The following is an 11,229-nucleotide window of genomic DNA, read 5'->3' on the forward strand; positions in this document are numbered from 1 at the left end:
CTCAGAGCGGAAGACGGGATTCGAACCCGCGACCCTCACCTTGGCAAGGTGATGCTCTACCACTGAGCCACTTCCGCATGGCGTTGTCTTTACTTTAGCGGATCCTGGCGGGTCCGCCGTTCAGCGAGGTGGAGACGGGATTTGAACCCGTGTAGACGGCTTTGCAGGCCGCTGCCTCGCCTCTCGGCCACTCCACCAGGAGTCACACTCCGAGCGGAAGACGGGATTCGAACCCGCGACCCTCACCTTGGCAAGGTGATGCTCTACCACTGAGCCACTTCCGCGTGAACCCCAGGCTACGTGCTCCGGGCCACGGGAAAACCATATCGTCTCCGCGGAGTGCCCGTGCGCACTCGGCCGCCCGTGCGGCGAAAATTCACGGGATCAACCGCACGTCCTTCGCCATGACGAACGCGATCCGGTGCCCGAGCTGGATCTGGTGGTAGCGGATGGTGCCGGTCGTCGTGACGTGCCGCGACGGGCTGAAGGCCCCGGCCGAGTAGTGGGAGCCGGTGATCGTGTCGCCCACCGTGTACGTCTGCCCCGGCGCGATCCGGTACTGCAGCGGCGTCAGCGGCTGCGCGGCCGCCTTCGTGTACGCCGACGTCTCCGGATAGGCCCGCCCGTACACCCGGGTGCCCGCCCGCAGCGGCGTGACCAGCGGTCCCTTGGCGGGCACGGCGACCGGCCGCGCGGCCGGGTTGTGGAACCACGCCTTCTGCCCGAGGTACCAGATCGCCGTCCAGTCCCCCCGTCGCTCCGCGACCGCGTAGCGCTGGCCGGTCGAGGCGCGGGCGGCGTGGTCGTACACGCTGTACGTGCTGGCCTTGCCGCCGTGCTTGCCGGCGTCGGTGACCAGGGAGGCGTTCTCGCGCGGCGCGGTGCGCAGCCAGACCGTGGACGCGCCGTGCGGCGGGCAGTCCTTGCCCGCCTTCGTGGTGACGCAGCCGGTGAAGCGCGGCTGGTTGTCGTCGTACGACGGCCGGATGAGCACCGAGTCGCCGTTCTTCGCGGCCCGCAGCGGCCGGCCCATCAGCTCGAAGTAGTGGGCCCAGTCCCAGTAGGGTCCCGGGTCGTCGTGCATGCCGGCGACGGTCTGGGGGGTTGTGCCGGGGACGTTGTCGTGGCCCAGGATGTGCGCCCGGTCGAGCGGCACGCCGTATTTGTTCGCGAGGTAGCGCACCAGCTTGGCCGAGGACCGGTACATCGCCTCGGTGTACCACGCCCCGCCCTTGGCCAGGTAGCCCTCGTGCTCGATGCCGATCGAGCGGGTGTTGACGTCCCAGTTGCCCGCGTGCCAGGCCAGGTCGTTGGTCCTGACGTGCTGGGCCACGTGGCCGTCGCGGGAGCGGATCGTGTAGTGCCAGCTCACGTACTTGGGGTCGCGGACCATGGTCGGGATGCCCCCGTAGCCGCCCTCGGTGTCGTGGATGACGATGTAGTCGACGTGCCGGGTCTTGAACAGGCGGTCGTGGTTGCCGTAGTCCTTGCCGCCCTTCTTGCCGAAGCGCTTGTGCGCGGCCGGCATCCACTCGCAGGCCAGGCTCGCGGGGCACTCTGCGGAGGAGGAGCGGCCCGAGGCCGCGGTCACCTCGGCCGGGTCGTACGGCTCGGCGACGTCGTCCTCCATCGGGACCTCGGCGTGGTCGTACTGGTCAGGGAAGAACTCGGGGTAGGCCTCGTCGTACGGGGGGTCGGACCGTACGCGCAGGCCGGGCACCGGATCGAGGCGCACCACCTGCCCGTCGTCGGTGCGCCGCACCATGCCCTCCCTCATCACCGCGAACACCTCGTCGGCGAACTGCCGCGCCGCGGCCGGGTCGTCGGCGCCGGAGAAGCGGGCGACGGCGTCGTACCAGCCGGCCAGGCCGGGGTTCGCATCGCTGCTCGCATCGGTGCTCGGGGTGTCGTGGTAGGAGGCGAGCAGGGCGGCGCCGGCGCGGATGTTGGCGGCCGGGTCGTCGCGCAGCCGGGCGGGCGTGACGCCGATGAGCCGCCCGGCCTCGGGCAGCGTCGTGTGCGCCGGCTTCGCGGCGGCGCTCAGCGGGGACAGCATGTGCACCGGCCGGGGCGGCATCGGCCGGGACTCGTCGCCGCGGGCGTCCCCGAGCGCGTCCCCGACGGTGAGGGCGCCGGCGGGGAGGGCGTCCACGAGGTGCATCGGCCCGTAGCCGCCTGCGGTGCTGGGCCGCCCCTCGTGCGCGTCCCACCGCGAGCCCAGGTACGCCACCCCCAGCAGCACGCTCTGCGGCACCCCGAACTCGCGCGCCGCCGCGGCGAACTCGCCCTGCCGACCGGCCGGGACCTCCCGGACGGGCGACAGCGTGGGCCCCGCCACGGGCGCGAGGCCGGCGAGCAGCGAGATCGGCCAGGCCAGCCAGAAGTGCATGTCCATCCCCCTGAAGCGCGTCACGGCGTGACTACGCTTCGTAGTCTTCCCAGGAAAGGGCTGGGTCAGACGGGGCTCCTGTTACTGGTGGGACTTGAGGAAGAGTTAATTCCTGCCCGATATCGGGCAGGATGTTGGCGTGTCTCGTTCCAGATGCGTAGTGTCCTCCTCTGTGTCCACGGCACGGCATCCCTACGAGGACCTCATCGCCCACCTCATCCGGACGAGCGCGCTCGGCCCGGGAGAGGCGGCGCGCGTCGTCGCCGACGTGCTGGCCTACTTCTCCGAGACGGCCGAGGAGTACGTCCGGCGCCGCCACGGCGAGCTCAAGGCGCGCGGCCACACCAACGACGAGATCTTCCCCAGGATCGCCGCCGAGTTACGCGGCCGCCGGGTGGCCGCGCCCGAGCTGTCACTGCGGCAGCTCCGCAGGATCGTCTACGGATAACCAGAAACGCAGAGGAGACCTCGATGTGCGGAATCGTGGCCTATGTGGGCCCCAAGGACGCGGCGCCCATCCTGTTGGAGGGGCTGCAGCGGCTCGAGTACCGAGGCTATGACTCCGCCGGGCTCGTGGTGTCCAACAAAGGGCTGAAGCTCCGCAAGGTCAAGGGCAGGGTGGCCGACCTGGCCAAGGTCGTGCCGGCCAGGTTCAAGGGCGGGCTCGGCATCGGGCACACCCGCTGGGCCACGCACGGCGTCCCGAGCGACGAGAACGCCCACCCGCACCTGTCCGCCGACCAGCGCATCGCGGTCGTGCACAACGGCATCATCGAGAACGCCGCCGAGCTGCGCGCCAAGCTGGTCGCCGACGGCGTCGAGTTCGCCTCCGAGACCGACACCGAGGTGCTGGCCCACCTGATCGCCCACGCCGTGGACGAGAACGACACCCTGGAGGAGGCGGTCAGGAAGACGCTGAAGAGCATCGTCGGCACGTACGGCATCGCGGTCATCGACGCCGAGCGCCCCGGCGAGGTGGTCGTGGCCCGCAACGGCAGCCCGATCGTGCTCGGCATCGGCGAGAAGGAGATGTTCGCCGCCTCCGACGTCGCCGCCCTGATCCGCTACACCCGCCAGGTCGTGCACCTGGAGGACGGCGAGCTGGCGGTGATCAAGGCCGACGGCTTCCACACCTTCTCCAGCGACGCCCGCGAGACGGCCAAGGAGCCGCTGACCGTCGACTGGGACGCCGGCCACTACGACACCGGCGGCTACGAGCACTACCTGCTCAAGGAGATCTCCGAGCAGCCCGAGACGATCACCAGGACGATGTCCGGCCGGCTCGACGAGCGCTTCCACGTCGCGCACCTCGGCGGGCTCAACATGGACGCCCGCGAGACCCGCTCGTTCCGCCGGGTGAAGATCATCGGTTGCGGATCGGCGTACTACTCGGGACAGATCGGCGCGCAGCTCATCGAGGAGCTGGCGCGCATCCCCGCCGACGCCGAGCCGGCCAGCGAGTTCCGCTACCGCAACCCGGTCGTCGACCCCGACACGCTCTACGTCGCGATCAGCCAGTCCGGCGAGACCTACGACACGCTGGCCGCCGTCCAGGAGCTCAAGCGCAAGGGCGGCCGGGTCATCGGCATCGTCAACGCCGTGGGCAGCGCCATCGCCCGCGAGGTGGACGGCGGCATCTACCTGCACGCCGGGCCCGAGGTCTCGGTCGCCTCGACCAAGGCGTTCACCTCCACGGCGGTCGCCTTCGCGCTGCTCGCGCTGCACCTCGGCCGGGTGCGCGACCTGTCGCCGGCCGACGGGCGGCGCATCGTGGAGGGCCTGCGCCGGCTGCCCGGCCAGATCGCCGACATCCTCACCCAGGGCGACAAGATCGCCGAGCTGGCCCGCAAGTACGCCGGCCACCCGAGCATGATGTTCGTCGGGCGGGTGCGCGGCTACCCGGTGGCCAGGGAGGGCGCGCAGAAGCTCAAGGAGATCTCGTACGTGCACGCCGAGGCGTACCCGGCGAGCGAGCTCAAGCACGGCCCGCTCGCGCTGATCGGCCCCGAGATGCCGACGGTCGCGATCGTCCCCGACGACGAGCTGCTGGACAAGAACCTCACCACGCTCGGCGAGATCCGCACCCGCGGCGGCCAGGTGCTCATGGTCGGCCACCGGGAGCCGGACACCAACCTGGCCGACGACGTCATCGTGATCCCGAAGAACGAGGTCGAGCTGGACCCGATCCTGCTCACCATCCCGCTCCAGCTCCTCGCCTACCACGCCGCGGTCGCGCTGGACCGGGACGTCGACAAGCCGCGCAATCTAGCCAAGAGCGTTACTGTTGAGTAATTGACTCCAATTAAGCCACATTTCGCTCTGGGTAGTGTTATCTGGGCCCGGACGGCATAAATTCGATACGTGCGGCAGTTCGACCAGCAACGGCCCAATCTCGCACGCATGTACGACTACATGCTCGGCGGGACGGACAACTTCGCGGTCGACCGCCTGGCCATCGAGCAGCTCGCCGAGCTGGTCCCGGAGGCGGTCCCGCTGGCCCGCGCGAACCGGGCCTTCCTGCAGCGTGCCGTGCGCTACGTCGCCGCCGCCGGGATCGACCAGTTCATCGACCTGGGCAGCGGGCTGCCCACCCAGGGCAGCGCGCACGAGGTGGCGCCCGGCGCCCGGGTCGTCTACGTCGACCACGACCCCGTCGTGGCCGCCCACGCCAAGGCCCTGCTCACGAACGTGGGCAGGGCCGTCTGCGTCGAGGCCGACCTGCTGGACGCCGACGACGTGCTGGCCAAGGCCGGTGACTTCCTCGACCTGGACCGGCCGGTCGCCGTCCTGCTGGTGTCGATCCTGCACTTCCTGCCCGACTCCGCCCAGCCGGGGCGGGCCGTGGCCCGGCTGCGCGAGCGGGTCGTCCCCGGCAGCTTCCTGGTGATCAGCCACGCCACCACGATGGGGCGGCTGGGGGACGAGGAGGTCCCCCGCGGCTACCGGGGCTCGTCCGGGGGCGGGGGAGCGGACCGGCGGCCGTCGGAGATCCGGCGTTTCTTCGGCGAGTTCTCCCTTGATCCGCCCGGACTGGTGCAGGCCGTCGACTGGCGGCCGGACCGGCCGAAACTCGTGGGCGATTGGACGCTGCCGTCGTCGCTCATGGCGGGCGTGGCCCGGAAAATCGATCTTTCCACTCCAGCGTAAAAAGCGACATTTCACCAAATTTCGGCTGGTGGGATCTGTCGCCTATATGTGTATCTCTGCGTAATGTGTGAATAACTGTAGGTAAGGGGGATTCGCGGAGCTTCGGGGGAGAGGCACATGCGCCGTCGAGAGTTCCTGGCAAGCCTGCTGGCCGCGTCCGGCGCGGCGTTGACCGGAGCGGCGCTGAGTGGCTGCGGCGCCCGGCAGGTCACCGGCGGCCCCGGCCGGTCGGGGCTGCGGGCGCGGTTCGTCATCGACCCGGCATCCCGCCGCTGGAGCGAGGTCGGGCGGGCGCTCGCCGGCGCGGCCCGCGCCGCGGGGTACGAGACCGGCACCGGCACCAAGGTCACCGTGAGCGGCCTGTCCGCGATGACCGCCGCCGAGCTCAACAACGGCCAGACCCTGCTCGACCTGGCCACCCCTCTCGCCCGGCTGGCCGGCGACGTCGAGGTCGTGGTCGTGCCGGGCGACTCCCGCTTCAAGGACTTCGAGGGCTTCGCCGCCCAGTTGCTGGCCCGGCCCGGTGCGACGCCGCTGGCCGGCGGCCCGCAGGGCGCGCCCGACCACCTGCTGTTCGGCCTGATCGCCAAGGGCATCGGCGCCGACGCCCGGCAGGTCGACTACACCGGCTATCCCGGCAGCCAGGAGGTCGTGACCGCCCTGCTGTCCGGCAAGGCCGCGGCGGCCACCGGGGCGCTCGCCGACTGGCGGGACGGCCTCGCCCGCGGCCGGCTCCGGGCGCTCGCGGTCTCGTGCGCCCAGCGGGTGCCCGAGGTGGACGCGCCGACGCTGCTGGAGTCCGGCGTACGGGTCGACTTCACCGACTGGACCGCCGCCTTCGGCCCCGACGAGATGCCGGACGAGAGCCGCGAGGCGGCCGTGCGCATGTGCGAGGAGGCGACCTCCTCCACCGGCTGGCTGGCCGCCTGCCGTGCCGCCGGCTGGGTCTCGATCCCGCTCGGCGGCGACGACTTCGTGCTCTGGCTGTCCTCCGAGGTCGAGCGCACCCGGGCCGTCCTCCATGACCTGGGGCTGATCAACTCGGCGCGAGCCACAACCTGTAGGGGTAGTTGCGGGAAGGGCCACTAGATGTAGGATCCAGGTCGTCGCTGGTTCGCCCCTCGGGGCGGAGTGAAAGGGAACCCGGTGCGATTCCGGGGCTGCCCCGCAGCGGTGAGCGGGAACGACCGCCGTCATGAGCACTGGAGTGATCCGGGAAGCGACGGCCAGTAGGAGCCGATGAGGCGCGCCCGCGAGCCCGAAGACCTGCCCGCGACGTGACCGTCCATGGCCCCGAGGGAGGGCAGGCGGGGCGACGCGGCCTGCCCGCGTGGCTCTCACGTGCCCTTCCCCGGGAATGAGCTCGCGAGGAGAGAGCACGTGACGCAGACTGTCGAGGCCGCCAGGCACCTGGACGCGGCCGGTCGCCGGCTGGCCATCGAGGAGGCCGCCGCCCGGGTGATCACGGACCCGGAGAACTCCCGGGTCGCCGCCAGGCTGCTGGCCGAGGAGATCGCCGAGGAGGCGGCCGCGCAGGGGGTCCGCGCCTTCTCCGAGTCGGTGGCCGCGTGCCACGCGGCCGGGCTGCTCCAGGACCGGCTGGCCGCGTTCGTCGCCGAGCACGCCGCCGAGCTGGACGCCCTCGTCGATCCGGCGGCCGACGACCGTTTCGAGTATTTCGGCCTGCGCACCGTGCACGACCGTTACCTGCTGCGCCATCCCGAGACCCGGGCGGTGCTGGAGCGGCCGCAGCACTTCTTCCTGCGCGTCGCCTGCGGGCTCGCGGAGACCGTGGCGGAGGCGGCCGAGCTGTACGGGCTGATGTCGACGTTGTCGTACCTGCCCAGCTCGCCCACGCTGTTCAACTCCGGCAGCCGGCGCCCGCAGCTGTCGTCGTGCTTCCTGCTCGACTCGCCGCGCGACGAGCTGGAGGCCATCTACGAGCGCTACGGCCAGGTCGCCCGCCTGTCCAAGTACGCCGGCGGCATCGGCATCTCCTGGACCAGGGTCCGCTCGCGCGGCTCGCTGATCCGCGGCACCAACGGCCACTCCAACGGCATCGTCCCCTGGCTGCGCACCCTCGACGCCTCGGTGGCGGCGGTCAACCAGGGCGGCCGGCGCAAGGGCGCGGCCTGCGTCTACCTGGAGACCTGGCACGCCGACATCGAGGAGTTCCTGGAGCTGCGCGACAACACCGGCGAGGACGCCCGCCGCACCCACAACCTCAACCTGGCCAACTGGGTGCCGGACGAGTTCATGCGCCGGGTCGAGGCGGACGAGGTCTGGTCCCTGTTCGACCCGAAGGAGACGCCCGACCTCACCGACCTGTACGGCGAGGAGTTCACCGCCGCCTACCGCGCGTACGAGGCGGCCGGCCGCTTCGTCCGGCAGATCCCCGCCCGCACCCTCTACGGCCGGATGATGCGCACCCTCGCCCAGACCGGCAACGGCTGGATGACCTTCAAGGACGCCGCCAACCGCACCTCCAACCAGACCGCCCGCCCCGGCAACGTCATCCACCTGTCGAACCTGTGCACCGAGATCCTGGAGGTCACCAGCGACGGCGAGACCGCCGTCTGCAACCTGGGCTCGGTCAACCTGGCCGCCCATCTGACAGCGGACGACCTGGACTGGGAACGGCTGCGCGGCACCGTCCGCACCGCCGTGCGCTTCCTCGACCGGACCATCGACCTCGGCTTCTACCCGACGCCCGAGGCCGAGGCGGCCAACCGGCGCTGGCGGCCCATCGGGCTCGGCGTCATGGGGCTCGCCGACGTGTTCTTCGCGCTGCGGCTGCCGTTCGACTCGCCGCGGGCGCTCGAGCTGTCCACCAGGATCGCCGAGGAGATCGCGCTCACCGCGTACGACACCTCGGCCGACCTGGCCGCCGAGCGTGGCCGGCACCCCTCCTACGCCGACACCCGCGCGGCCGGCGGCGTGCTGCACCCCGACCACTACCTGCCGGCCACGCCCCGCTGGGAGGCGGTGCGCGCCAAGATCGCGCGGACCGGGTTGCGCAACTCCCTCATGGTCGCGATCGCGCCGACCGCGACCATCGCCTCCATCGCCGGCTGCTACGAGTGCATCGAGCCGCAGGTGTCCAACGTGTTCAAGCGCGAGACCCTGTCCGGCGAGTTCCTCCAGGTCAACCGCTATCTGGTGGCCGACCTGCGGGCGCGCGGGCTGTGGACGCAGGAGATGCGCGACGCGATCAAGCGCGCCGACGGCTCGGTCCAGGACGTGCCCGGCATCCCCGACGACCTGAAGACGCTCTACCGCACCGCCTGGGAGCTGCCGCAGAAGGCGCTCATCGACCTCGCCGCGGCCCGCCAGCCGTACATCGACCAGTCGCAGTCGCTCAACCTCTTCATGGCTTCGCCGACCATCGGCAAGCTCTCCTCGATGTACGCCTACGCCTGGAAGAAGGGCCTCAAGACCACCTACTACCTGCGCTCGCGCCCCGCGACCCGCATCGCCCAGACCACCGTGGCCGCCGCGCCGGCGCCCGTGGACGCGATCGCGTGCTCGCTGGAGAACCCCGAGACGTGCGAAGCCTGCCAGTAGTAGCCCCCTCCCGACGCAAGGAGCCCCACCTCATGCTGCTCGACCCCGGAATGGACCTCACCCTGCGCCCCATGCGCTATCCGGACTTCTACGAGCGCTACCGCGCCGCCATCCGCAACACCTGGACCGTCGAGGAGGTGGACCTGCACAGCGACGTCGCCGACCTGGCGCGGATGACGCCGCAGGAGCGGCACCTGATCAACCGGCTGGTCGCCTTCTTCGCGACCGGCGACTCGATCGTGGCCAACAACCTCGTGCTCAACCTCTACCAGCACGTCAACGCCCCCGAGGCGCGGCTCTACCTGAGCCGGCAGCTCTTCGAGGAGGCGGTGCACGTGCAGTTCTACCTGACGCTGCTGGACACGTACCTGCCGGATCCCGACGAGCGGGTCAAGGCGTTCGCCGCGGTCGATCACATCCCGTCCATCAGGGACAAGGCCGAGTTCTGCTTCCGGTGGATCGACTCGATCGGCGGGCTCGACCGGCTGGAGGACGCCGGTCAGCGCCGGCAGTTCCTGCTCAACCTCATCTGCTTCGCCGCCTGCATCGAGGGCCTGTTCTTCTACGGCGCGTTCGCCTACGTCTACTGGTTCCGCTCCCGCGGCCTGCTCGGCGGCCTGGCCACCGGGACGAACTGGGTGTTCCGCGACGAGTCCATGCACATGGAGTTCGCCTTCAGCGTGGTCGACACCGTGCGCGCCGAGGAGCCGTCGCTCTTCGACGACGAGCTGGGCAAGCAGGTGACCGCCATGCTGGAGGAGGCGGTCGCCGCCGAGCTGGCCTTCGCCGAGGACCTGTGCGGCGAGGGCATGCCGGGCATGGGCGTGGACCAGATGCGCCAGTACCTCGAGTACGTCGCCGACCAGCGGCTGACCCGGCTCGGCCTGCCCCGCAGGTACGGCTCGGCCAACCCCTTCGCGTTCATGGAGCTCCAGGACGTGCAGGAGCTGGCGAACTTCTTCGAAAGGCGTGTTTCCGCTTACCAGGTGGCGGTTGAGGGCAATGTGAGCTTCGACGAGACGTTCTAGGATTTTTTGGGGGGCAAGAGCGTGCAGTCTCCGGCGGACTGGCCGATCCTCGTGTTCTCGGTGGTCGGGTCCATCCTCCTGGTCGAAGTGGTCCGGCGGGTGCTCCGCAGGATCGGGCGCAAATGGGCGCTCGCCCAGCACCTCGCGGAGCGCTGCACGTGGCCGGCGTTCGCGGTGGCCGCCGTGGTGGCGACCAACGTGGTGTTCGGGGTGGGCATCCTCGGCGAGTCGGGCCAGCAGCGGGCCCTCGCCGAAGGCGTGGACCGGGTGCTGGGGCTGCTCACCATCGCCGCGGTCACCTGGCTGATCGTGCAGGCCTCGTACGCGCTGACGGACGTCGTCCTCGACCGGCTGGTGCAGATCGAGGGCGAGCGCAACCGGCGGGCGCGGCGCATCATGACCCAGATCGCGCTGGTCCGCCGCATCGCCGCCGCGGTCATCGTCGTGATCGCGGTCGGCGCGATGCTCTTCTCCTTCCCCGGCGTGCGCGCGCTCGGCGCCGGCCTGCTGGCCTCGGCCGGCATCGCCGGCGCCGTCGTCGGCATCGCCGCCCAGCCCACGATCGGCAACGTGCTCGCCGGGCTGCAGCTCGCCTTCAGCGACGCGCTCCGGCTGGACGACGTGGTGGTGGTCGAGGAGGAGTGGGGGCGGATCGAGGAGCTGACGCTCACGTACGTGGTGCTGCGGCTGTGGGACGAGCGGCGGCTCGTGCTGCCGGTCAGCTACTTCACCCAGAACCCGTTCGAGAACTGGACCCGGCACGGCAGCCGCGTGCTGGCCGCGGTCCAGCTGCGGGTGGACTGGTCGGTGCCGGTCAAGCGGCTGCGCGAGGCGCTGTACGAGTTCCTCCAGGGCAACCCGCTGTGGGACCAGAAGGACTGGACGCTGCAGGTCACCGACGTGCTGCCCAACGGGCTGGTCGAGCTGCGCTGCCTGATGAGCGCCGCCGACTCGCCGTCGGCGTGGGACCTCAAGTGCGACGTGCGCGAGTTCCTGGTCGACTACGTGCGCGACAACCATCCGGAGGCGCTGCCCCGCTTCCGCGTCGAGAGCGCGGGGCTGCCCGGATAACTGGCCGGATAAATGGCCGGATAAATGGAT

At 70.7% G+C, this 11,229-nt stretch carries 8 protein-coding genes, 3 tRNA genes and 1 riboswitch; of the genes, 7 read left to right on the forward strand and 4 right to left on the reverse strand.

Annotated features, from left to right (window positions below; translation table 11 throughout):
* Positions 1 to 5 precede the first annotated feature (5 nt).
* From SMD20_RS02480 to SMD20_RS02495, 4 genes are all read right to left on the reverse strand, one after another.
* A tRNA-Gly gene (locus tag SMD20_RS02480) sits at positions 6 to 77 on the reverse strand.
* Positions 78 to 126: 49 nt separating this feature from the next.
* A tRNA-Cys gene (locus SMD20_RS02485) sits at positions 127 to 197 on the reverse strand.
* A 15-nt stretch (positions 198 to 212) separates the two neighbouring features.
* Positions 213 to 284 (reverse strand) — tRNA-Gly (locus SMD20_RS02490).
* Between the two features lie 92 nt (positions 285 to 376).
* On the reverse strand, positions 377 to 2,389 hold the full coding sequence (locus SMD20_RS02495; protein WP_329574395.1) for an N-acetylmuramoyl-L-alanine amidase: 2,013 nt from the start codon (positions 2,387 to 2,389) through the stop codon (positions 377 to 379).
* Between the two features lie 172 nt (positions 2,390 to 2,561).
* Between SMD20_RS02495 and SMD20_RS02500 the strand changes: the two genes are divergently transcribed.
* From SMD20_RS02500 to SMD20_RS02530, 7 genes are all read left to right on the forward strand, one after another.
* Positions 2,562 to 2,837, forward strand: a complete 276-nt coding sequence (locus SMD20_RS02500) for a hypothetical protein (protein ID WP_091082922.1) — start codon at positions 2,562 to 2,564, stop codon at positions 2,835 to 2,837.
* A gap of 23 nt (positions 2,838 to 2,860) precedes the next feature.
* Complete coding sequence (gene glmS / locus SMD20_RS02505; protein ID WP_329574399.1) at positions 2,861 to 4,681, forward strand: glutamine--fructose-6-phosphate transaminase (isomerizing); 1,821 nt, start codon at positions 2,861 to 2,863, stop codon at positions 4,679 to 4,681.
* 69 nt (positions 4,682 to 4,750) lie between these two features.
* Complete coding sequence (locus SMD20_RS02510) at positions 4,751 to 5,536, forward strand: SAM-dependent methyltransferase (RefSeq protein WP_329574401.1); 786 nt, start codon at positions 4,751 to 4,753, stop codon at positions 5,534 to 5,536.
* Between the two features lie 117 nt (positions 5,537 to 5,653).
* On the forward strand, positions 5,654 to 6,625 hold the full coding sequence (locus SMD20_RS02515) for a Bug family tripartite tricarboxylate transporter substrate binding protein (RefSeq protein ID WP_329574403.1): 972 nt from the start codon (positions 5,654 to 5,656) through the stop codon (positions 6,623 to 6,625).
* Positions 6,626 to 6,629: 4 nt separating this feature from the next.
* Positions 6,630 to 6,824, forward strand: a riboswitch (cobalamin riboswitch).
* Between the two features lie 92 nt (positions 6,825 to 6,916).
* Positions 6,917 to 9,100 (forward strand): ribonucleoside-diphosphate reductase subunit alpha, encoded by a 2,184-nt coding sequence (locus SMD20_RS02520; RefSeq protein WP_329574405.1) that lies wholly within the window; start codon positions 6,917 to 6,919, stop codon positions 9,098 to 9,100.
* A 32-nt stretch (positions 9,101 to 9,132) separates the two neighbouring features.
* Positions 9,133 to 10,128, forward strand: coding sequence for a ribonucleotide-diphosphate reductase subunit beta (locus SMD20_RS02525; protein WP_329574407.1), 996 nt, complete (start codon positions 9,133 to 9,135; stop codon positions 10,126 to 10,128).
* Between the two features lie 21 nt (positions 10,129 to 10,149).
* Positions 10,150 to 11,199, forward strand: coding sequence for a mechanosensitive ion channel family protein (locus SMD20_RS02530; RefSeq protein WP_329574409.1), 1,050 nt, complete (start codon positions 10,150 to 10,152; stop codon positions 11,197 to 11,199).
* Positions 11,200 to 11,229 lie beyond the last annotated feature (30 nt).

Source organism: Nonomuraea sp. LP-02 (genome assembly GCF_036289125.1).
Lineage (GTDB): Bacteria > Actinomycetota > Actinomycetes > Streptosporangiales > Streptosporangiaceae > Nonomuraea > Nonomuraea bangladeshensis.

Bases quoted from the DNA above. Each gene is read 5' to 3' on its own strand.
- SMD20_RS02495 (WP_329574395.1), bottom strand. From the start codon at position 2,389: ATGCACTTCTGGCTGGCCTGGCCGATCTCGCTGCTCGCCGGCCTCGCG.
- SMD20_RS02515 (WP_329574403.1), top strand. From the start codon at position 5,654: ATGCGCCGTCGAGAGTTCCTGGCAAGCCTGCTGGCCGCGTCCGGCGCG.
- SMD20_RS02525 (WP_329574407.1), top strand. From the start codon at position 9,133: ATGCTGCTCGACCCCGGAATGGACCTCACCCTGCGCCCCATGCGCTAT.
- glmS (WP_329574399.1), top strand. From the start codon at position 2,861: ATGTGCGGAATCGTGGCCTATGTGGGCCCCAAGGACGCGGCGCCCATC.